We start from the raw sequence: 22299 nt of genomic DNA, 5'->3' as shown, positions 1-22299 counted from the left end.
AGCTCTCCTGCATGTCCGCCGTCCTCGCCAACGCCGATCCGCACCGCGCCGCCGCGCGCATCCGCGCGCTCGCGCGCGAGGCCGGCTTCCAGCGCTGCGGCATCTCCGGCGTCGAACTCGGCGAGGACGAAGCGCACCTGCGCAGTTGGCTGGCCGAGGGCCTGTACGGGACCATGCACTGGATGGCCCAGCACGGCGACAAGCGCTCGCGCCCGCACGAGCTGGTGCCGGGCACGCTGCGCGTGGTCTCGGTCGGGCTCGACTACGGCCGCAGGGACGATCCGCAGGCCTGGGATGCCCTCGCCGACGGCGAACGCGCCTACGTGGCGCGCTACGCGCTCGGCCGCGACTACCACAAGCTCATGCGCAACCGCCTGCAGAAGCTGGCCGAGAAGGTGCAGGCGGAGATCGGCCCGTTCGGTCACCGCGTGTTCGTCGATTCGGCGCCGGTGCTGGAACGCGCGCTCGCCCGCAATGCCGGCCTCGGCTGGATCGGCAAGCACACCTGCCTGATCGACCGGCAGGGCGGCTCCTGGTTCTTCCTCGGCGAGATCTACATCGACCTGCCGCTGCCGATCGACGTGCCCGCCACCGCGCACTGCGGCACCTGCACGCGCTGCATCGACGTCTGCCCGACCCAGGCGATCGTCGCCCCGTACCGGCTCGACGCGCGCCGCTGCATCTCCTACCTGACCATCGAGCACGAGGGCGCGATCCCGGAGCACCTGCGCAAGCCGATGGGCAACCGCATCTTCGGCTGCGACGATTGCCAGCTGGCGTGCCCCTGGAACAAGTTCGCCCGGCGCACCGACGAGCCGGACTTCCGCGCGCGCAACCGCCTGGACGAAGCCACGCTGCCGGAGCTGTTCGCCTGGGAGGAAGACGAGTTCCTGGGCCGCACCGAGGGCAGCCCGATCCGGCGCAGCGGCCACGAGCGCTGGCTGCGCAACATCGCGGTGGCGCTCGGCAACGCGCCCTCGACTCCCGCGGTGCTGGAGGCGCTGGCCTCGCGCCGCGAGCATCCCTCGGCGCTGGTGCGCGAGCACGTGCAGTGGGCGCTGGCGCAGCACGCCCCGCGCGTCGATGCGGGATAATCGCGCGATGCCTGCCCGCGAAGACCAGATACTCACGCCCAGCCAGCTCAACACGCTCGCCCGCGACCTGCTCGAGGGCGCGTTCCCGCTGGTGTGGGTGGAAGGCGAACTCGGCAACGTCACCCGCCCCTCGTCCGGGCACCTGTATTTCACCCTGAAGGACGCGCGCGCCCAGGTGCGCTGCGCGATGTTCCGGCCCAAGAGCCAGTGGCTGAAGTTCCAGCCGCGCGAGGGCCTGCGCGTGCTGGCGCGCGGCCGGCTGACGCTGTACGAGGCGCGCGGCGACTACCAGATGGTGCTCGACCACCTCGAGGAAGCCGGCGAAGGCGCGCTGCGCCGCGCCTTCGAGCAACTGCGCGCGCGCCTGGAGGCCGAAGGCCTGTTCGACCCGGCCCGCAAGCGCCCGCTGCCGGCGCACGTGCGCCGGCTGGCGGTGATCACCTCGCCGACCGGCGCGGCGGTGCGCGACGTGCTCAGCGTGCTGGGGCGGCGCTTCCCGATGCTGGAGGTCGACCTGCTGCCGTCGCTGGTCCAGGGCGAAAGCGCCGCCGCGCAGATCGCCGAGCTGTTGCGCCGCGCCGACGCCAGCGGGCGCTACGACGCGATCCTGGTGACCCGCGGCGGCGGTTCGCTGGAAGACCTGTGGGCGTTCAACGACGAACAGCTGGCGCGCGCGATCGCCGCATCCGCCACGCCGGTGGTGTCGGCGGTGGGCCACGAGACCGACTTCACCCTGGCCGACTTCGCCGCCGACCTGCGCGCGCCGACGCCCTCGGTCGCGGCCGAGCTGCTGGTGCCCGACCAGCGCGAACTGGCCTTGCGCGTGCAGCGCGCGCGCACCCGCCTGCTGCAACTGCAGCGTCACCGGCTCGACCAGGCGATGCAGCGCAGCGACCGCGCCGCGCTGCGCTTGAACGCACGGAGCCCGCAGGCCAGGCTGCAGTTGCTGCGCCGCCGCCAGGAGGAAGCGCTGCGCCACCTGCAGGCGCAACGCCGGCAGACGTTCGAGCGCCTGCATGGCCGCCTGCAGCGTGCCGGAGCGCTGCTGCGGCTGCACGATCCCGTGCGCGAGCTGCCGCGCCTGCGCCAGCGCCTGCTGGCGGCCAATCCTCAACCGCCGCTGCTGCGGCGGCTGCAGCAGGAAGCGCTGCGCCTGCGCGGCCTGGCGCGTTCGCTGGAGGCGGTCAGCCCGTTGGCGACTGTGGCGCGCGGCTACGCCATCCTCACCCGTGCCGACGACGGCCGGCTGGTGCGTTCGCGCGAACAGGTCCACGCCGGCGAACGCCTGCATGCGCGCATCGGCGACGGCACGCTCGGCCTGCGGGTGGAGCAGGAAGACCCCTAGAATCCTCGTAGAAGCAGCTCTTGTGGGAGCGGCTTCAGCCACGATGGGGCTTTCTCATGAACCCCTGCACATGTGATGTACTGGCTGTTGCAGAGGGATCTGAATGAAAGCCTCATCGCGGCTGAAGCCGCTCCCACAGAAGCTGCTCCTATAGAATCTGATTCAGACAGAACCAGATCCGGATCAGGCATGCGCGGCGGCCGCAGCGCCTGCCACGCGCCGCTGCCAGCCTTGCAGGATGATCGCCGCCAGCTTGGCCGGGTCATGGTCGAAGTGGTGGCCGCCGGGCCGCGCGACCACCTCGATCCCGCGCGCCTCGAGCTCGGGGCAGAGCGATCCCTTCTCCTGCTCGCCGTGGATGCACTGCAGCAGCCTCGGATCCATCTTCGCCAGCTCGGGCAGGACCGGCGCCTGCCCGGACTTGCCGAAACCCAGCCAGCCGCCGACCCGCACCTTGAAGTTGGCGCCATGGGCCAGGCCGAGCAGCGAGACGAAACGCACCTGGCGGCGTTGCGCCTCGGGCAGCCGCTGGTAGGCGAACGGCATCACGTCGGCGCCGAACGAATAGCCCACCAACGCGATGTCGTCGGCGTGCCAGCGCCGCTGGTACTCGGCCATCACCCGGGAAAGGTCGTCGCCGATCTGTTGCGGGCTCTTTTCCGACCAGAAGTAGCGCAGGCTGTTCCAGCCCACCACGGACACGCCCTGCCGGTTGAGTTCGGCGCCGACGCCCTTGTCCAGTTCGCGCCAGCCGCCGTCGCCGGAGATCACGATCGCCAGTCTGCGGCTGCCCGGCACGTGCATTTCCACCAGCGGCAATCCCGCCAGGCCGCTGCCCGCGGCCGGGAAGCCGGCCTGGACCGCCTGCGCGAGCTGGTCGGCCGTCGCCGACGCCGGCACCACCGCGAGCGTGCCCTGCGCGGCGGACGGCGCCTGGGTGCCGCAGGCGAAACGATCCTGCGCGGCCCCGCCGTCGACCACGACGCCCCCTGCCAGCACGTCCGGCATCGCCGCGGCCATGGCCTGCCGGACCAGCAACGCGCCCTCGCCGTCGCCGACCAGCAGCGGCGGCAGGAACACATCGATGTGCCGCTTGCGGAGCAGGTGCTTGCCGAAGCGCTCGGCGTCGTCGGCGAACCCGGCACAGTTGACCTGCCCCGGCTTGCTCACGCTATCCAGGTAGCGCGCCGTGTCGACCACCGCGACCAGCGCCCCCTGCGCGGCCAACCGGCGCGCGCTCGCCCGGGCCCGCTCCGGGGCCGCCGGGTCCGGGAACACCAGCGCCAGCGCCTTGGGCGCACCGGCCGGCGGCGGCAGGATCTCGGGCCGTCCGTAGCGCCCGACGGTGCCGTCGCTCATGTGCCAGGCCACCGCATAGCCGCTGCCGGCGACCAGCAGTAGCGCCATTACCCACCTGAATATCGTGATCTGCCACTTCATGGGAATCCCCGGCCGTGTGCGGCTTCGACACACGCGGCCGCGCCCGGTTCCCGCCCGGCCGGCGTCCGCGTTCACGGCCGTTAAGCGAGCGCCGGCGCCCTGCGTTCAGCGCGCGCCGGCGGCGCCGTCCTGGCAGAAGCGCTGCCGGTACTCCAGCGCCTTGGGCATCAGCGCCTGCAGGTTCTGGATGCGGGTGCCCGGGTTGGGATGGGTGGAGGAGAACTCCGGGGGCGCCTGGCCGCCGCTGGCCTGCTCCATGCGCTCCCACAACGGGATGGCCTGGCGCGGGTCGAAGCACGCCGCCGCTGCCAGCATCAGGCCGACCTCGTCGGCCTGGGTCTCGTGGCTGCGCGCATACGGCAGCAGGTAGCCGTATCCCATCGCGGCCATCACCATCTGCTGTTGCTGCGGGTCCATGCCGCTGGCGGCGCCGGCCATCTGCCCGATCTGGGTCAGCTTCTGCTGCGCCATGCGCTGGGCGCCGTGCCGCAGCAGCGCGTGGGCGATCTCGTGCCCCATCACCACCGCCATCGCGTCGGCGTTCTGGGCCACCGGGAACAGGCCGGTGTAGACGGCCATCTTGCCGCCGGGCAGGCAGAACGCGTTGGCCTGGTCGGACTGGATGACGTTGACCTCCCAGTCGAAGTCGCGCGAGATGCGGTTCGGCTGCATGCCGTGTTCGGCGGCGAGCGCGCCCTCGACCGGATCGATCTTCGCGATCAACCGCTGCGCGATCGCCCGCACCTGCTGCGCCTGGGGCGAGCCGGGGTCGATCGGGCGTTCCTGGCTGAGGATCTCCTGGTAGGCCTGCAAGCCGAGCGCCTTCTCCTGCTCCACGCCGAGCGAGCCGTCGATCAGCACCTTCTCTCCGGTGTAGGGATCCTCGGTCCGGTTCGAGAACCAGTAGTACGCGGCATAGCCCGCGAACAGCAGCAGCACGCCCCAGCGAACGTTGCCGAACAAACCGGGCCGCCGGCGCGGCGCGCCTGCCTGTCCACCGAATGGATCGTTGCGCATGACTCCCTTTCCTCCCCTGCCCCGGATCGCCGATCAGATGCCCCGCACCAGCCGGAAGCCGATCCTGGCACTGGTGATGTCCGAATCCTGTGAGAGCCGCCACGACGCGCGCGTCTGCTGCGGCGAGTTCGCCCAGCTGCCGCCGCGGACCAGGCGTTGCCGGCAGCCGGGATTGAACCATGCCGCGCCGTCCGCCGGCGCGCGCCGGTAGTTGGAATGCCAGCAATCGGCCACCCATTCGCTCAGGTTGCCGGCCATGTCGTGCAGGCCCCAGGCGTTGGCCTTGAAGCTTCCCGCCGGCGCGGGGCCCCAGTAGCCGTCGCCGTAGCCGACGAAGGCGTTGTTCCAGTGCCGCCCGCTCGGCGACACGTCGTTGCCGCCGGTGAAGTTGCCGGTGTTCTCCGGCGGCGTGCCGGCATTGCCCCAGGGATAGCGCCCGGTGCTGCCGGCCCGCAGCGCGTACTCGAACTCGGCCTCGGTCGGCAGCCGGTAATGGCGCCCGGTCTGTTCCGACAGCCACCGCGCGTAGGCTTCCGCGTCGCGCACGCTGACGTGCATCACCGGCATGTTGGGGGCCGCGCGCCGGCCGTCGTAGCCGGACTGCCAGTCCACCCCGCTGCGGCGTATGAAGTTGCCGGAGCGCTCGTCGTAGACCACCGAGTGGCCGCGCCGGGTCGCGCGCGGACGGGCCTTGGCCTGCTCGACGAAGGCGCGGAACTCGGCCACCGTCACCTCGGTGATCGACATCGCGAAGCCGCGCTCGAAGCGCACGTAGTGCGCCGGCCGCTCGGCGTCGGTGGCGGCCAGGTCCAGGTCGCTCGCCCCCATCATGAACGCGCCGTGCGGCACCACGATCATCTGCGGGCCGCGTCCGCCGTTCTGCATGCCGTCGGTGAACACCTGTCCGGGACGGAAGCTGCCGTAGTGCGTGGCCAGCTCGACGCGCCCGCGCAGGTCGGCGACCAGGGCATCGCCCGGCTCGGCGATGCGCAGGGCCTCGGCCAGCTTCTCGCGCGCGGCCTTCAGGCCCGGCGGCGAGGTCAGGTCGCGCAGGCCGCCATCGTGCAGGGCGGCGACCTGCGCCCGGCGGATCGCCGCTATCCGCAGCCGGGCATCGGCCATCGCCGGCGACGGCGGGCGCACCGTCGCGGCCAGCTCCAGCCACCGCTGCGCGGCCTCGAAATCGGACGCTTCCGCGGCCTGCTCGGCGCGCCGGACCAGGCCGCTCTCCACCGCCGCCAGCCCTTGCCGCGCGCGCGCATCGTCCGGATCCAGCTTCAGCGCTTCGCGGAAGTTGTCCAGCGCGCCGTTGCCGTCCTCGCCCAGCCGGTCGGCACGCAGGTCGTCCTCGCCGGCACGGTTGAACGCCAGCACGCGCTGGGCGGTTTCCACACGCCCGAGCAGCGCCCGCACCTCGGGGTCCTCCGGCCGCAGCGCCAGCGCCACCATCGCCATCGACCGGGCCCGGTCCAGCGGCACCTCCTCGTCGCCGTCCCGGGCGAGCAGCGCCCCCGCCTGCTCCAGCAACCGCTGCAGCGCGCTGCGCAGGCCCGAACGCGCGGCCGGGTCTTCCGGCACCTGTTCGCGGATCGCCAGGTAGAGCGGAATCGCGTCGTCGGCGGTCTCGAACAGCCGCCCCTCCCTCAGGGCCTGGGCGGCCCGGCGGCGCGCCTGCGGCAGATCGGCCCGGTCCAGCGCCACCGCCGGTCGATGCCAGCGCGCGACCGATTCGGCCGCGCCCTCGTCGCCGATCGTCACTTCCGGCGCCCTGTCCTTGGCGCCGCCCGCGGGCGGCACCTCGGGCGCGGACGAGGAAGGCGAGCACGCCGTGGCCAGCAGCGCGAGCAGCACCGGATACGCGACGCGTCTTGGCAACCTTCCCTCCTGGTGGACGCCGCGCCCGGAGGGGCGCCGGCTGGGCTGGGCTATTCTTACCCACCCGCTCCACCTTCGCATTCACGGACCCCCACTACGTGCCCCACTGGATCACACAGCCCGCCGAACTCGACGCCTACCTGCTGCGCCGCCCCGCCCGCATCGGCCTGGATACCGAATTCATCCGCGAACGGACCTACTGGCCGCAACTGGCGTTGGTGCAGATCGCCGTCGACGACGAGATCCTGCTGGTCGACCCGCTGGCGCCGGGGATCGCCGAAGCGCTGGAGCCCTGGCTGACCGCGCCCGACGTCGTCAAGGTGATGCACAGCGCCAGCGAGGACCTGGTGGCCTTCAAGTGCGCCTGCGGCGTGCTGCCCCGGCCCTTGTTCGACACCCAGATCGCCGCCGCCCTGGCCGGCATCGGCGCCGGGCTGGGCTACCAGAAGCTGGTCCACGAACTCACCGGCACCCTGCTGGCCAAGGGCGAGACCCGCTCGGACTGGCTGCGCCGCCCGTTGTCGCCGTCCCAGCTGGAATACGCCGCCGACGACGTGCGCCACCTGTTCGCCGCGCACGACGCGCTGTCGGCGCGGCTGGAGGCCCTGGGCCGCGCCGGCTGGCTGGCCGAGGACTGCGAGCGCCTGCTGGCCACGGTGGAGCACGACGAGCCCGAGCGCTGGCCGCACGTGGCCATGCGCAGCGCGCAGTTCCTCGACCGCGACGCGCAGTTGCGGCTGCTGCGGCTGCTGCGCTGGCGCGACCGCCAGGCGCGCCAGAGCGACAAGCCGCGCAGCTGGATCCTCGACAACGAACTGGCCGTGGCGCTGGCGCGCACCCCGCCGGCCGACGAAACCGCGCTCCAGCAGCAGCTCGACAGGCTCCCCAAGGCCCCGCGCAAGCTCGCCGGCGCGCTGTGGCAGGCCCTGTCCACGCCGCTGCCGGACGAACGGGACGCCCCGCTGGCGCTGGCCGCGGGCGATGCCCACAAGGCCACGCTCAAGCGCCTCCAGGACGCGGTGGCCATGCACAGCCGCGCCCTGTCCCTGCCCGACGGCGTGCTGGCCTCGCGCCGCCACCTCGAAGCGCTGATCGAAAGCGGGCGCTGGCCGGCGCCGCTCGGCGGCTGGCGCAAGGAACTGCTGGAACCGCAGCTGATGCCGTTGCTGGACGCCGCCCGGGCAGCCGGCTGAGCCGCCAGTGGGGCCGCAGCGGCGGGATTGACGGGCCGGTCGTCGGCAACTGGTAAAATGGTCGTTTTTACGCCAGCCGCCTAGTGCAACTCCCCCGCCGCACGCCATTCCACGGCCCGACGTTCATCCGCCTGCTCGCCGGCCTGGCGGAGACCGATGTCCAGCCGCCCCGCCCGCTGCCGGCGGAGCGGCTGAGCGAATGGCTCGACATCAACAACGCCATCGCCCTGTCGGCGGCGCTCGACGGCCGGCCGCTCGCTGGCGTGGCGCCCCCGGGCGACGCCGGGGAGGACGAATGCGCCGGCGTCCGCGCCGCCCTGGCCGAAGCCATCGCCGCCGACCGCGCCTTCGACGGCAACGGGGCGGGCGTCGCCACCGACTACGCCTTCTTCCGCCAGCGCTACCTCGCCCTGCAGCAGACCATGGAGACCGGCATCGGCCAGGCGCGCGCGCGCCTGCGCGAGCGATTGGCGGCGCAAGGCCCGGGCCCGGCCCGGCTCGCCACCGTGGATGCGGCGATGGAGAAGGCGCTGGCCCGGCGCGAACGCACGCTGCTGTCGCGGGCGCCCGCGCTGCTCGGCCAGCATTTCGAGCGCCTGCGCCAGGGCGCCGGGCTCCCGGACCAAGCGCCGTCCCCCGAGGACGCCGCGGCGGCAGCGCCCGTCGATTGGCTCGACGGGTTCCGCAAGACCATGCAGGACGTACTGCTCGCCGAGCTGGATGTCCGCCTACAACCGGTCGAGGGCCTGCAGGCGGCCCTCCGCACCTCCTGACTGAGACGTTATGTTGAAGAAACTGCTCGATTTCGCTGTATTTCTCGTCGGCCTGGCGGTCGTGTGCTGGATCGGCGCCGGCTACGCCGGCTCGAACCCGCTGGCCGCGTCCGTGGCCCTGCTCATCGGCGCCTGCTACGTGGCGGGCGGATTCGAGCTGTATCGCTACCGGCAGGCCACCGCCACGCTGGCGCGGGCGCTGGACGCGCTGCCCGTACCGCCCTCCGGCCTCGGCGACTGGCTGGACCGCCTGCATCCGTCGCTGCGCAACGCGGTGCGCCTGCGCGTGGAAGGCGAACGCGTCGCGCTGCCCGGACCGGCGCTGACGCCGTACCTGGTCGGCCTGCTGGTGCTGCTCGGCATGCTCGGCACGCTGCTGGGCATGATGGCCACCTTGCGCGGTACCGGCATCGCGCTGGAAAGCGCGGCCGACCTGCACGCGATCCGCGAGTCGCTCGCCGCGCCGGTCAAGGGCCTGGGCTTCGCGTTCGGCACCTCGATCGCCGGCGTGGCCACCTCCGCGATGCTCGGCCTGCTGTCCGCGCTGTGCAGGCGCGAGCGGCTGCAGGCGGCGCAACGCCTGGACCTGCAGATCGCGACCACGCTGCGCGTGCATTCGCAGGCCCACCAACGCGAGGAAACCTTCAAGCTGCTGCAGCGGCAGGCCGAGGCGATGCCGGCGCTGGTCGAGCGGCTGCAGGCGATGGCCGCGGCCGTCGAACAGCAGAACCTCGCCGCCCACGAACGCCAGCTCGCCGCGCAGCAAGCCTTCCACGAGCGGACCGAAGCGACCTACCTGCAGCTGGCCTCTTCCGTGGAACGATCGTTGAAGGAGAACGTCGCCGAGGGCGCCCGCGCCGCCAGTTCCGCGCTGCAGCCGGTGGTGCAGGCCACCATGGCCGCGATCGCGCGCGAAACCGCCGCGCTGCACGGCAGCGTCGCCCAGACCTTGCAGCAGCAATCCGAAGCGCTGTCCGGCGGCCTTGAAAAGACCACCGCGGCCGTCGCGGAGGCCTGGAACCAGGCCCTGCTCGACCAGCGGCACGCGAATGCGGCACTGGTCGAGCAGCTGCAGGACATGCTCGGCCGGACCGGCGAATCCTTCGAACGGCGTTCCGCCGATCTGCTCGAAGGCGTTTCGGCCCGCCTCGACGCCACTGCCGCGCAGATGGGCGAGGCCTGGAAGCAGGCGTTGTCGCGGCAGGAAATCCTCAACGAAGCGCTGGCCTCCGGCAGCCGGCAGGCATTGTCCGAAGCGGCCGGCAGCTTCGAGCGGCAAGCCGCGTCGTTGGTCGAGAGCACCACCCGCTCGCACGCCGACCTGCAGGCCGCGCTCGCCGCCCAGGATCAGCAGCGCCTGGCCGCCTGGAGCGCGACGCTCGACGCCGTGGCCGCCGCCCTGCGCCAGGAGCTGGAACGGGCCGCCGACCATGCCGCCAGCCGCCAGCAGGAGATCTGCGACGTGCTGGCGCGTACCGCCGGCGACATCACGGCCCAGGCCAAGGCGCATGCCGGCGATACCATCGCCGAGATCTCGCGGCTCGTGCAGGCCGCGTCGGAAGCGCCCCGGGCCGCGGCCGAGGTCATCGCCGAACTGCGCCAGAAGCTCTCCGACAGCATGGTCCGCGACACCGCGATGCTGGAGGAGCGCAACCGCCTGATGGCCACGCTCGACACCCTGCTCGGCTCCGTCAGCCATGCCGCCACCGAACAGCGCGCCGCCATCGATGCGCTCGTCGCCACCTCGTCCGAGTTGCTGGACCGGGTCGGCAACCGCATCGGCGAGCGGATCGAGAACGAAGCCGGCAAGCTCGACGTCGCCGCCGCCCAGGTCGCCGCCGGCGCGGCCGAGGTCGCCAGCCTGGGCGAAGCCTTCGGCGCCATCGTGCAGCAGTTCGGCAAGTCGAACGACAAGCTGGTGGCGCGCCTGCAGCGCGTCGAGAGCGTGCTGGACAAGTCGCTCGCCCGCAGCGACGAGCAGCTCGCCTACTACGTGGCCCAGGCCCGCGAGGTGATCGACCTGAGCGTGCTGGTGCAGCGCCAGATCATCGAGGAACTGCAACAGCTCGCCGGCCAGCGCGGCTCCGCCGGAGCCGAAGCCACATGAGCCCGGACATCGAAGGCGACACCGAATCGGCTACCCCGGTCTGGGCCGCGTTCGGCGACCTGATGTCGGTGCTGCTGGGCGCGTTCGTGCTGATCCTGGTCGGGGTGATCGCCGTGCAGATGCAGCTTTCCAGCCGGCTGGACGAAGAGGTCAGGCAACGGCAGCTGGAAGCGCAGCGCCGCCAGACCCTGGAACAGGCGCTGGCCGGACCGCTGGCCGCCGGCCGGGTCACGCTGGTCGATGGCCGCATCGGCATCCGCGGCAGCGTGCTGTTCGCGCTCAACTCCGACCAGCTCCAGCCGGAAGGCCGCGAGGTGCTGAAGAGCCTGGCCGGGCCGCTGGCCGGCTACCTCAAGGCGCGCGAGGAGATCCTGATGGTCAGCGGCTTCACCGACGACCGCCAGGTCCGCGACGGCAACCGCCAGTTCGCCGACAACTGGGAACTGTCCGCCCAGCGCGCCCTGACGGTCACGCGCGCCCTGATCGCCGAGGGCGTGCCGTCCTCGTCGGTGTTCGCCGCCGCCTTCGGCGCCGAGCAGCCGGTGGGTTCGAACGCCGACGAAGAAGGCCGCGCGCGCAACCGGCGCGTGGAGATCGCGCCGGTGCCGCGCCCGAAGAACACCGCCGCGGTACCCCGATGAGCGACGACGGCCACCACGCCCCGCCGCCGCCCGGTTCCGCGTGCGCGCAGGACGCCGATCGCACGGCGTCCCTGCACCGGCATTTCGTCGAGGCGATGCGGCGCCGCGCGGCCCGGCACGCCGGCGAAGCGCGCCGCCTGCTGGATGCCAGGCTGGCAACGCTGGCCGCGACGGACGCGGATCGCCGCGATCCTCCCGGCCCGGAGGCCGGAACGCCGGAGGCGCCGGACCACGCGCCGCTGCGCGGCTTGCTCGACCATATCGCCCGGCAGACATCGGCAACCGACCCGACCGCCGGCGCCGCGGACGACCCGTCGACGCGCTCCACCTACCCGGACCTGGCCGCACTCGACGAATTCAGGCAGCTCTGGTCCAAGGTCCACGCCGAGACCCAGGTGCGGCAATCGCTGGAGCAGGCACCGGCCAACGCCGGCCCGCTCAACTCAGGCCGGCTCGTGCACCGCTCGTTGAACCTGATGCGCGAGCTGTCGCCGGCTTATCTGCGCCGTTTCCTCGCCCATGTCGACGCCCTTTCCTGGCTCGAACAGATCAACGTGCCTCCCGTGCAGGCGAAGGACGCAGCGCCCGTTCCAGGCGCCAGGAAACGCGCGCGGAACCCGCGATCGCCATGAGCGGCGCGCCGCGGGAACGAACGCCCCGTCGACGGCTATTGGCTTCCGGCCGCGCATCAGGCTAGAATGCGCGCCTCGCGTGGGGCGGTAGCTCAGCTGGGAGAGCGTCGCGTTCGCAATGCGAAGGTCGGGAGTTCGATCCTCCTCCGCTCCACCAATCACACCAGCACGAAAGCCCCGGCATCGCATGCCGGGGCTTTCTTGTATCGCACGATCCTCACATGCGGCCGCGACAACGGCGTGGCCTTGCCCCCTCAGGGGCCGCACGTGCCTGCAGGCATTGCCTGCAAGCGGCATTCCGCCAACAATGCACCCCTTGCATTGCCCGCGACATTCCCTTTCCAGACAGACCCATGACCGAAAAGAACGCTTTGAACCTGGATGCCATTGCCGAGGCCAAGGCCAAGCTGGCCGAAGAACTGCGCAAGCTCGAGGAACAGGAAGTCCACCTGCGCCAGCAGCAGTCGTCCGATGCCTTCACCCAGGTGCTCGCCCTGCTGCGCGAATTCGCCGGCCACTTCAACGCCAAGCAGAAGGCCGAGATCGCCGCCCTGATCGGCGAGGAAAAGCCGAAGGCCAGGAAGAGCGCCGCCAGCGATGCGCGCCGCGAAGTCGCGCCGAAGTACTGGCTGCCGCACACCGGCGAGACCTGGACCGGTCGCGGCCGTACGCCGAAGGCGTTCGCCGCATGGGAAGGCACCGCCGCCTACAAGGAATGGAAGGCCCGCCACCCCAACGAGAAATTCCCGGCCTTCCCGGGCTGATTCCGCCCGAGCCCCCTCGCCCGCACGGGCGAGGGGCCGGTACGCGGGCGCCGATCCCTTCCGGCTCCAGGCGGCCCCCGCCGTTCTTCCGCCGCGTTTCCTAGCCGCCTCAGGCCAACGCCGATATGCCCGCCGGCGCGCGCGATGCCGTGCCGGACAGGCGCCGCTGCGCCTCGGCCAGATCCGCACCGTCCAGCCCCTGCAGCGGCTGCAACCGATCCGCCACCCATGCCGCCACCGGCAGCCCATCGCGGTACAGCACGCGATTGCCCGGCACGCGCGGTACGCGCTCGCCCGGCAGTACGTTGCCCAGCAGATTGGCCGGGTCGCTGGCCGACAGGCACACCCACTGCCCGGCCAAGGGTTCGCGGCGCAGCCGGCGCAACAACCCGATCGCGTCCGGCAAGGCGAACTGTTCGCCGGACAGGCCGGCGATGAAACGCCCGCCGCGGATCTCGCCGCGCGCTTCCAGGCGCCGGTACACGCGCAGCAACTCCCGCCAGGGCGGCAGCCACGCCGCCTCGCGCTCCAGCAGCCGCCAGCAGACCACGCCATAGCGGCGCAGCAGGACCTGCGCGACGTGCGCGACCGCCTCGTGGCGCGCTTCGCCCGGCGTGTCGTCCGCGACCGGCGGCGGCGCGCGCAGCAGCGACCAGCGGCCTGCGTCGCGGATCCCGGACAACGGCGCCCGCCTGCGCGATCTCGACAGCGCCGACGGCCGTTTCGACGCCGGCACGAGCAAGGCACGCAGCCCGGCATAGCTGTCGCAGTGCACGCGTCCGCGCACCACCAGTTCCGCCAGCGCGTCCTCCAGCTCGGTGCCGAGCAGCCGCGTCGCGTCGGCGATCTCGTCGAAGAACGATGCGCCGTGCTCGGCCAGGAAATCGGCCACCTTCTGCGCGCGCGAATGCAGCGGCTCGCCGGTCTCGTGCTCCGCCGCCAGGCGCCGCCACTGCATCGCTTCGCGCCTGGGCAGCAACAGGATCGGCGCGCTGCGCAGCGAGGCGCCCGGGCTGCGCGTCGCCGGGGACGGCCGCAGTCGCGTCCACAGCACCCGCCCGGCTGCGCACTGCTCGTCCAGCCAGGCCGGCTGGTAGTCGCGCAGGCGCGCCGCCAGCAGTTCGCTTTCCCAGCACGCGGCCGGGGCCTCGAAGCCTTCCAACTGCGCCAGCACCCCCGCGAGCGCTTCCGAACCGGATCGCCGGCTGCCCTCGCCCAGGTGCTGCCATTCGAACAGGAAGCGGGCGAAATCGCGCTGCGAGACCGGCTCGATCTCCCGGCGCAACCGCCCGAGCGTATAGCGATGGATGCGCGCCAGCAGATGCCGTTCGCACCATTCGTCCTCGTCCGCGTCCGGCGAGAACCGCCCCGCCATCACGAATCCTTCCTGGCGCAACGCGAGCAGCGCATCGCGCACGTCCTCGCGCGGCAGCTGCAACGGCGCGGCCAACCGCTCCAGCGTGACCGGCCCCAGGCCGGCCAGGCGCGCCCGCACCAGCTCGCGCAGGGCGTCGGCGCGCTCCTGTCCCAAGCTGGCCGCCCCTGCCGGCACCTGCAGCGCCGGACGCGGTTCGGCCGACGGATACAGCAAGCGCACCGATTCCAGCCGCTCCACGCTCACCCACGCGAGCGGCACGCCTTCCCGGACCAGGCAGGTGGCGCGGCCATCGCCCGCCAGCGCCTGCAGCCATGCGGACCAGCCAGGCTCGCGCCCGACCTCGTCCATCGCCAGCATCCCGAGCGTATCGACGGCTTCGTGCATCTCGTCGGCATCGCGCGGCTGCGGCCAGGCCTCGGCCCGTACCGCGGCGATCGCCTCGGCATCGAGCCGGCCCATCGCGCCCGCGTCCTCGGCGTCGCCGAACCGGCGCGCCTGCACTGCCTGGGTGCGCCGCTCTTCGAGCGGGGCATCGTCGAGGAATGCGTACGGGCGCGCCTCCAGCACCTCGGCGGCCAACGGCGAGGGCGCCGGCAGGTCGCGCGCCACCACCTCGATGGCGCCGGACTCGATGCCGCGCAGCACTTCGAGCCAGCCCGCACTGTCCATCGCCTCGTGCAAACAATCGTGGAGCGTCTGCGCGACCAGCGGATGGTCGGGGATCTCGCGCTCGCCGACGATGTTCTCCAGGCAGGCGACCTGGTCGGGGAACACGGTGGCGAGCAGGTCCTCGGACTTCATCCGCTGCAGTTGCGGCGCCACCTTGCGCCCGTTGCTGAAGCGCGGCAGCGCCAGCGCGTTGGTCGCGTTCCAGCGCCAGCGCACCCCGAACAACGGCGCGTCCAGCAGCGCCTGCACCAGCACGTGCTCGGCCGAGGCGGAATGCAGGAAGCGCGCCACGTCCTCCAGCGGGAAGCTGTGGCGGGTCGACAGCGACAGCACGATCGCGTCCTCGGTGGCCGCCGCCTGCAATTCGAAGTCGAAGGTGCGGCAGAAGCGCTTGCGCAACGCCAGGCCCCAGGCGCGGTTGATGCGGCTCCCGAACGGGCTGTGGATCACCAGTTGGGTGCCTTCGGATGCATCGAAGAAGCGCTCCATCACCACGCAGCGTTGCGTCGGCAGCTCGCCCAGGTCGGCCAGGGCGCGGGCCAGGTAGTCGGCGAGCTGCTGCGCGGCCTCCAGGGGCAGCCCCAGTTCCGCCAGCAGCCATGCCTGGGCGGCCTCGCGCCCGCCTTCGCGCAGCCGCGCCGCCACGTCCGCGCGCAACCGCGCGACCGCGTGCGACAGCTCGTCGCTGCGGCCGGGCGCCTCGCCGAGCCAGAACGGGATGTTGGGCGGCGCGCCCTTGGCGTCCTCCACCCGGACGCGGCCCGGCTCGATGCGCAGGATGCGGTAGCTGGCATTGCCCAGTTGGAACACGTCGCCGGCCAGGCTCTCCACCGCGAAGTCCTCGTTGACCGTCCCGATGTTCTCGGCCTGCGGCTCGAGCAGCACCGTGTAGTCGCCGGTCTCCGGGATCGTGCCGCCGGAGGTGAGCGCCGTGGTGCGCGCGCCCCGGCGCGCGCGCAGGACGCGGTGCACGGTGTCGCGGTGCAGGTAGCTGGCGCGCCGCCCCAGCCGCGTGTCGAAGCCTTCGGCGAGCATCCGCACCACCTCGTCGAAGCGCTCGCGCGACAGGTTGGCGTACGGCCAGGCGCGGCGCACCAGCGCGTACAGCGCGTCTTCCGCGCAATCGCCGCAGGCCGCCTCGGCGACGATCTGCTGGGCCAGCACGTCGACCGGCGCCTGGACCACGCGCAGCGCATCCAGCTCGCCGCGCCGCACCGCATCGAGCAGCGCCGCGCATTCGACCAGCTCGTCGCGCGAGGCCGGGAACAGCCGCGCCTTCGGGGTTCCGCTCACCGCGTGCCCGGAACGGCCGGCGCGCTGCAGGAACGTGGAGATCGAGCGCGGCGAACCGAGCTGGCAGACCAGGTCGACCTCGCCGATGTCCAGGCCCAGTTCGAGCGACGCGGTGGCGACCAGCACGGTCAGCTCGCCCGCCTTCAGGCGCCGCTCCGCCGCCAGGCGCGTCTCGCGCGCCAGGCTGCCGTGGTGGGCCGCCACCCGGTCCTTGCCGAGCAGGTCGCCCAAGTGCCGCGCGGCGCGCTCGGCCATCCGCCGCGTGTTGACGAACACCAGCGTGGTGCGGTGCTCGCGCGCCAGGCCGGCCACCGCTTCGTAGACCTGCAGCCATTGGTCGTTGGACATCACCGCGCCCAGCGGCGTCGGCGGCAGCGCCAGCGCGAGATCGCGCTCGCGCACGTATCCCGCGTCGACGATCTCGCAGTCCGGCCGGCCATCGCGCACCTGCCCTGCCCCGACCAGGAAGCGCGCCACTTCGTCGATCGGCTTCTGGGTGGCCGACAGGCCGATCCGCACCAGCGGCGCCTCCGCCAGCGCCTGCAACCGCTCCAGGCTCAATGCGAGATGGCTGCCGCGCTTGTCGGCGGCCACCGCGTGGATCTCGTCGACGATGACCGTGCGCACGCTGCGCAGCGACTCGCGGCCGGAGACCGAACCGAGCAGGACGTACAGCGACTCCGGCGTGGTCGCCAGGATATGCGGCGGCCGCCGGCGCGCCCTATCGCGCTCGCGCTGCGGGGTATCGCCGGTGCGCACCGCGCTGCGGATGTCCACCTCGGGCAGGCCGAGCGCCTGCAGTTCCGCGCGGATGCCGGCCAGCGGGGCCTCGAGGTTCGCGTGGATGTCGTTGGAAAGCGCCTTCAGCGGCGACACGTAGAGCACGCGGGTATGGTCGGGCAGCGCGCCCTCATGCTCGAGGCCTTCGCGCAGCAGGCCGTCGATCGCGGTCATGAACGCCGCCAGCGTCTTGCCCGAACCGGTCGGCGCCGCCACGAGCGTGTGCCGGCCATCGGCGATCGCGGCCCAGGCGGCCGCCTGGGCCGCGGTCGGCACCTGGAAGCGGTGCCGGAACCAGCGCGCGACGGCGGGATGGAAGCGGAGCAGCGGATCGGTCATGGGATCGGAACGGGCCAGGAGGCGCCTGCGCCACGATAGCGCCGGCCAGGATCGGATGCAGGTATCGTTGTCGAGATGCGGCCGGATCCGCAGGCCGGCAAGCGGCATACGGCCGCAGGCGGTTAACCGTTCATCGCCGGCAAGGCCATGTGAGGACATCCGGACGCCCGGGTGCGCCGCCCCGCGACCGGACCGGCGTCCTGCCGATTGCCCGTGCAGGCGCCCGCTGGCACAGTGCGCCCATGCCCAGCCTGATCCTGTTGATGATTGCCGGCGCAGCCGTGTTCGCTTTCTGGAACGCCTCGCGTGCCGCCGCCGAACGCGCCGAGGTGCTCGGCCGCAATGCCTGCCGCGCCGCCGACGTGCAATGGCTCGACCAGAGCGTGCACGCCGTGCGCCTGCGCCCGTGCCGCCTGCCCAACGGCTGGCTCGGCTTCGAACGGACCTTCCGCTTCGACTACTCGCACGATGGCATCGACCGCCATACCGGCCGCCTGGTGCTGCGCGGCACCGAGCTGGTGGCGTTCACCGGCCCTTCGATGGCGACGGTGACGCCGCTGCGGCGCGAGCTGGAGAACCCCTAGCGGCGGATCCGAGCCCCAGGCCGCCGGACTGCTGGAGAACCGATCCGGCTCCGGCACCGGCATTCACCAGGCGTGCAGGTCGTTGCCGCCGCTGTGGGTCCTGCTGTCGTTCCTGCCTGGCTTTTCCGCGCCGGCGTGCGTGAGCCAGGCTGCAGTCCCTACGCTCCCATTCCGCAGCGGGAAAAGCCAGATCCCCCTTGCGATCGAACGACACCGGCGAAGCCGTCGAGACTGGAGTCCTCCCGCGATGCTCCGGCGTGCGCCGGAGCCCGATGCGAGCGACAGCCGCGACGGACTACTTCACCACCCGCAGGTGCGGGCGCTTGCCGGCAGGCGGGGCATCCTCCGGGCCCGGCCCCTGCGGCGGCGGGGCATCGTCGTCCGGCGGCTCGCCCGACGTGCCGGGGATATCGTCCGGCAGCGCCATGCCCTGCCCGGTCTCGCGCGCATACACCGCCAGCACCGCCGACATCGGCACGTACACCGGATGGCTCACGCCGCCGAAGCGAGCGGTGAAACTCACCCCTTCGTTGTCCATGTGCAGGTGCACGACCGCGCGCTCGGCGATGTTCAGCACCACGCGTCCGTCCTGCACCGAGCTCGGCGGCACCTGCACGCCTTGCAAGCCCGCATCCACGAGGATGTGGGGCGTCATGCCGTTGTCGTTGATCCATTCCACCAACGCCCGCAGCAGATAGGGGCGATGGCTGGTCATGCGGGGAAAGTCTTGGCTCATGTGCGACAGTTTACGCGCTGGGCCTGTCGCGCTGTCCATTCCCCGATGGGCACCGGTACGCGCCGGTACAGGCGCATACCGGCCACGATCACGCCGGCAGGTCGCGCAGCTTCTTTTCCTGGTCGGTGAGGCTGCGGATGAAGCCGGGGTTGCGGAAGATCCGGTTGCCGTAATCCTCGATCGCCTTGCCGTCCTTCGGCAGCGGCACGTCCAGCGCCTGCAGGCGCCAGATGATCGGCGCCATCGCGCAATCGGCCAGGCTCATCTCCGGATTGAGGAAGAACTTGCTGGCCTTGAACAACGGCACCGATGCGGTGAGGAGTTCCTTCAGGCGCTTGCGGCCGGCCTCGGCCTGGGTCTTGTTGCCGAGCTGGATCGCCTGCACCTGCGGTACCCAGTCGTGCTCGATGCGCAGCATCGCCAGGCGCAGCCGCGCGCGCGACAGCGGGTCGACCGGCATCAGCGGCGGGTGCGGGTAGCGCTCGTCCAGGTACTCGCTGACCACCGACGCGGCGTAGAGCACCAGCTCGCGCTCCACCAGCGTCGGCACCGAATGATAGGGATTCAGGTCGATCAGGTCTTCCGGCGGGTTCTGCGCATCGACCGGCACCAGGTCGTAGGTGACGCCCTTGGCGGCCAGCACCAGCCGGACCCGATGGCACAGCACGTCATCGGTGGAGGAAAACAAGGTCAGGGTATTTCGCATACGCACACTCGTCGCCATTCAAGGCTCTCCAACGACCGGAATCCGCCGGCCGCATCGGCGCCGCCGGCCCCTTGCCAACGGTTCACCACGGTGAACCCGAGTGTGCAATCACACTCCGGAAAAGCCAATAGCAGGGCTATCGTCCCACCGCCTGCAACGCCCGGCCGCCCCCGGTCGCCGGCTCAATGCACGTCCTTCCAGTACTCGCGCTTGACCAGGTAGGCCAGGAACGTCAGCAGGGCCAGGAACAGGATCACCCACACGCCCAGACTCTGGCGCTTCAGGGCGGCGGGCTCGCCGGCGTATTCCAGGAAGTTGCTGATGTCGCGCACGGTCTGGTCGAACTCGGCCGGGTTCTGCCGGCCCGGCTGCGCCAGCTTGATGCCGACCACCGGCCTCTCGCCCAGGGCCTTGTCGAGCTCGCCGTACTCGGGTTGCTGCAACCCTTGCAGCTCCCACAGCGGATTGGGCATCGAGGCGTTGGGGAACACCGTGTTGTTCCAGCCCAGCGGCCGCGATGAATCCAGGTAGAACGACTTCAGGTAGGTATAGATCCAGTCGGTGCCGCGCACGCGCGCGATCAGGCTCAGGTCGGGCGGCGCCTTGCCGAACCACTTGGCGGCGGCATCGTGGGGCATCGCGTTCTCGATGTGGTCGCCGATCTTGCCGCCGGTGAAGTTGAGGTTGTTCATCACTTCTTCCTCGGTCAGCCCGAGGTCGGCCGCCATGCGCGAATAGCGCAGGTACTTCAGCGAGTGGCAGCCGGAACAGTAGTTCATGAACAACTGGGCGCCACGCTGCAGCGAGGCGCGGTCGCTCAGGTCGTTGCCGGCCTGCTGCAGCGCGCCGCCCTCGGCGGCCAGCAGGGTCGTGGAGAACAGCAGGCCCGCGGCCATCGTGGCCACGCGGGCGAACCATGGCTTAGTCATGCGTCGTCACCCGCTCAGGCACCGGCTTGGTCTTGTCCAGCCTCGTCCACACCGGCATGGTGATGAAGAAGGCGAAGTACAGGAAGGTCAGCACGCGACCGATGTAGGTCTCGTGGATGTCGGTGCCCGGGCCGGAGCCGATCACCCCCAGCCACACGAAGCACACTGCCAGCGTGCCCAGCGCGACCTTGGAGATCCAGCCGCGGTAGCGGATCGACTTGACCTTGGCCTTGTCCAGCCACGGCACCAGGAACAGGATCGCGATCGCCGAGAACATCACCAGCACGCCGCCCAGCTTGTTGGGCACCACCCGCAGCATCGCGTAGTACGGGGTGTAGTACCAGACCGGCTTGATGTGCTCGGGCGTGACCAGGCGGTTGGCCTCGGTGAAGTTGTCGTGCTCCAGGAACAACCCGCCGAAGCCCGGCGCGAAGAAGATGATGAAGGCGGCGATGATCAGCAGGAAACCGACGCCGACCAGGTCCTTGACCGTGTAGTACGGGTGGAACGGGATGCCGTCGGCGGGCTTGTTCGGGTCCCAGCGGTTGCCCTTGGGCCCCTTCTTGATCTCCACGCCGTCCGGGTTGTTGGAGCCGACCTCGTGCAGCGCGCCCAGGTGCAGTACCACCAGCAGCAGCAGCACCAGCGGCAGCGCGATCACGTGCAGGGCGAAGAAGCGGTTGAGGGTGGCGTCGGACGGCAGGTAGTCGCCCATGATCCATTCGGTCAGCCCGTTGCCGATCACCGGGATCGCGCCGAACAGCGAGATGATCACCTTCGCGCCCCAGAACGACATCTGGCCCCAGGGCAGCACGTAGCCCATGAAGGCCTCGGCCATCAGCACCAGGTAGATCAGCATGCCGAGGATCCAGACCAGCTCGCGCGGCTTCTGGTAGCTGCCGTACATCAACCCGCGGAACATGTGCAGGTAGACCACGATGAAGAACAGCGAGGCGCCGGTGGAGTGCATGTAGCGGATCAGCCAGCCCCACTCCACGTCCCGCATGATGTACTCGATCGACGCGAACGCCTCCGCGGCGCTGGTCTTGTAGTGCATCGTCAGGAAGATGCCGGTGACGATCTGGTTGGCCAGCACCAGCAGCGCCAGCGAGCCGAAGTAGTACCAGAAGTTGAAGTTCTTCGGCGCGTAGTACTCGCTGACGTGCTTGCGGTAGACCGGCATCAGGCCGGGCGCGCGCGCGTTGACCCAGTCGAAGACGCCGTTGGCGGTGCGGACAAGGATGTTGGCCATGCTCAGGCAGCCCCCGTGCTGTTGCCGGACGGATCCACGCCGATCACGATCGTGTTGTCGTCCTGGTAATGGTGCGGCGGCACCAGCAGGTTGATCGGCGCCGGCACGCCGTCGAAGACGCGGCCGGACATGTCGAAGCGCGACTTGTGGCAAGGGCAGAAGTAGCCGCCCTTCCACTGCGGGTCGTAGGGCTCGGGCCGGATCTCGGCGACCATCTCGGGCGAGCAGCCCAGGTGCGTGCACAGGCCGACCAGCACCGATATCTCGGGCTTGATCGAGCGGTACTCGACGTTCTTCAGCACGTACTCCGGCTGCTGGTCCTTGTTCTCGGACTTGGGGTCCTTGAGCCGGCCGTCCAGCGACGGCAGCGCATCGAGGATGGCCTTGGACCGCTTGACGATCCAGATCGGCTGGCCGCGCCACTCGAGGATCAGGCGCTGGCCTTCCTGCAGGGCGCTGATGTCGGCGGTCACCGGCGCACCGGCCAGCTTGGCGCGCGCGCTCGGGTTCCACGATTTGACGAAAGGTACCGCTAGAAACCCTGCTCCTACCGCGCCGACCACTGCGGTTGTCGCGGTCAGGAACCGTCGACGTCCCGTGTTGGCGGGCTCGTTAACCCCATCGTTGGCCATCCGGCTCTCCGATCTGTATTAGGTAGCTTGAGGCTGCCAGCGGCCCGCGGGGGGTCGAGCCGCGATGAATCCGGGGCGAGTGTAGCGGAAGGCTTAATGGACAGACAATGCGTCGGCGAA

General features: G+C 71.2%; 18 protein-coding genes and 1 tRNA gene. 10 read left to right on the top strand and 9 right to left on the bottom strand.

Annotation, left to right across the window (positions count from 1 at the left end):
• Positions 1-11 precede the first annotated feature (11 nt).
• A complete protein-coding gene (gene queG, locus FD678_RS05305; RefSeq protein WP_140720119.1) occupies positions 12-1094 on the top strand; it encodes a tRNA epoxyqueuosine(34) reductase QueG in 1083 nt (360 codons plus the stop codon).
• A gap of 7 nt (positions 1095-1101) precedes the next feature.
• The gene (xseA, locus tag FD678_RS05300; protein ID WP_140720117.1) at positions 1102-2439 is read left to right on the top strand and encodes an exodeoxyribonuclease VII large subunit; all 1338 of its coding nucleotides are present in this window, start codon (positions 1102-1104) and stop codon (positions 2437-2439) included.
• Between the two features lie 183 nt (positions 2440-2622).
• On the opposite strand, the gene FD678_RS05295 is transcribed toward xseA, so the two are convergent.
• The 3 genes from FD678_RS05295 to FD678_RS05285 all read right to left on the bottom strand — a co-directional run bounded on the left by FD678_RS05295 (position 2623) and on the right by FD678_RS05285 (position 6771).
• A complete protein-coding gene (locus FD678_RS05295; protein ID WP_140720115.1) occupies positions 2623-3879 on the bottom strand; it encodes an AcvB/VirJ family lysyl-phosphatidylglycerol hydrolase in 1257 nt (418 codons plus the stop codon).
• 105 nt (positions 3880-3984) lie between these two features.
• The gene (locus FD678_RS05290) at positions 3985-4896 is read right to left on the bottom strand and encodes a M48 family metallopeptidase (protein WP_140720113.1); all 912 of its coding nucleotides are present in this window, start codon (positions 4894-4896) and stop codon (positions 3985-3987) included.
• 33 nt (positions 4897-4929) lie between these two features.
• Positions 4930-6771, bottom strand: coding sequence for a formylglycine-generating enzyme family protein (locus tag FD678_RS05285; RefSeq protein WP_218569529.1), 1842 nt, complete (start codon positions 6769-6771; stop codon positions 4930-4932).
• Between the two features lie 98 nt (positions 6772-6869).
• Here FD678_RS05285 and rnd point away from each other — a divergent pair, with 98 nt between their 5' ends.
• The 7 genes from rnd to FD678_RS05250 all read left to right on the top strand — a co-directional run bounded on the left by rnd (position 6870) and on the right by FD678_RS05250 (position 12881).
• Positions 6870-7964 (top strand): ribonuclease D, encoded by a 1095-nt coding sequence (gene rnd, locus FD678_RS05280; RefSeq protein WP_140720108.1) that lies wholly within the window; start codon positions 6870-6872, stop codon positions 7962-7964.
• 83 nt (positions 7965-8047) lie between these two features.
• A complete protein-coding gene (locus tag FD678_RS05275) occupies positions 8048-8737 on the top strand; it encodes a DUF3348 domain-containing protein (RefSeq protein WP_140720106.1) in 690 nt (229 codons plus the stop codon).
• A gap of 10 nt (positions 8738-8747) precedes the next feature.
• Complete coding sequence (locus tag FD678_RS05270; protein ID WP_140720104.1) at positions 8748-10844, top strand: DUF802 domain-containing protein; 2097 nt, start codon at positions 8748-8750, stop codon at positions 10842-10844.
• The gene (locus FD678_RS05265; RefSeq protein WP_140720101.1) at positions 10841-11485 is read left to right on the top strand and encodes an OmpA family protein; all 645 of its coding nucleotides are present in this window, start codon (positions 10841-10843) and stop codon (positions 11483-11485) included. Before FD678_RS05270 ends, FD678_RS05265 begins: the two co-directional genes overlap by 4 nt.
• Positions 11482-12117: a DUF2894 domain-containing protein gene (locus tag FD678_RS05260; protein WP_140720098.1), complete on the top strand. Its 636-nt coding sequence runs from the start codon at positions 11482-11484 to the stop codon at positions 12115-12117. Before FD678_RS05265 ends, FD678_RS05260 begins: the two co-directional genes overlap by 4 nt.
• Before the next feature lie 81 nt (positions 12118-12198).
• Positions 12199-12274: transfer RNA gene (locus tag FD678_RS05255), tRNA-Ala, on the top strand.
• Between the two features lie 196 nt (positions 12275-12470).
• Entirely contained in the window at positions 12471-12881 is a 411-nt protein-coding gene (locus FD678_RS05250; protein ID WP_140720096.1) for an H-NS histone family protein, read from the top strand.
• A 109-nt stretch (positions 12882-12990) separates the two neighbouring features.
• Here FD678_RS05250 and FD678_RS05245 read toward each other — a convergent pair whose 3' ends face one another.
• The gene (locus FD678_RS05245) at positions 12991-17340 is read right to left on the bottom strand and encodes a DEAD/DEAH box helicase (protein ID WP_140720094.1); all 4350 of its coding nucleotides are present in this window, start codon (positions 17338-17340) and stop codon (positions 12991-12993) included.
• Between the two features lie 242 nt (positions 17341-17582).
• Here FD678_RS05245 and FD678_RS05240 point away from each other — a divergent pair, with 242 nt between their 5' ends.
• Positions 17583-17924, top strand: coding sequence for a DUF3301 domain-containing protein (locus FD678_RS05240; RefSeq protein WP_177497584.1), 342 nt, complete (start codon positions 17583-17585; stop codon positions 17922-17924).
• 295 nt (positions 17925-18219) lie between these two features.
• On the opposite strand, the gene FD678_RS05235 is transcribed toward FD678_RS05240, so the two are convergent.
• The 5 genes from FD678_RS05235 to petA form a co-directional block, all read right to left on the bottom strand.
• Entirely contained in the window at positions 18220-18639 is a 420-nt protein-coding gene (locus FD678_RS05235; RefSeq protein WP_218569528.1) for a ClpXP protease specificity-enhancing factor, read from the bottom strand.
• 109 nt (positions 18640-18748) lie between these two features.
• Entirely contained in the window at positions 18749-19366 is a 618-nt protein-coding gene (locus tag FD678_RS05230; RefSeq protein WP_218569527.1) for a glutathione S-transferase N-terminal domain-containing protein, read from the bottom strand.
• 182 nt (positions 19367-19548) lie between these two features.
• Positions 19549-20295, bottom strand: coding sequence for a cytochrome c1 (locus FD678_RS05225; protein WP_140720088.1), 747 nt, complete (start codon positions 20293-20295; stop codon positions 19549-19551).
• Positions 20288-21547 carry a cytochrome b gene (locus tag FD678_RS05220; protein WP_140720086.1) on the bottom strand — a complete coding sequence of 420 codons (1260 nt, stop codon included), beginning with the start codon at positions 21545-21547 and terminating at the stop codon, positions 20288-20290. Before FD678_RS05220 ends, FD678_RS05225 begins: the two co-directional genes overlap by 8 nt.
• 2 nt (positions 21548-21549) lie before the next feature.
• Positions 21550-22179, bottom strand: coding sequence for a ubiquinol-cytochrome c reductase iron-sulfur subunit (gene petA, locus FD678_RS05215; RefSeq protein ID WP_140720084.1), 630 nt, complete (start codon positions 22177-22179; stop codon positions 21550-21552).
• Between the last annotated feature and the right edge of the window lie 120 nt (positions 22180-22299).

The organism is Pseudomonas sp. Hp2, from assembly GCF_006386585.1.
Taxonomy (GTDB): domain Bacteria; phylum Pseudomonadota; class Gammaproteobacteria; order Xanthomonadales; family Xanthomonadaceae; genus Pseudomonas_S; species Pseudomonas_S boreopolis.
This window is presented reverse-complemented; position numbering and strand designations above follow the sequence as displayed.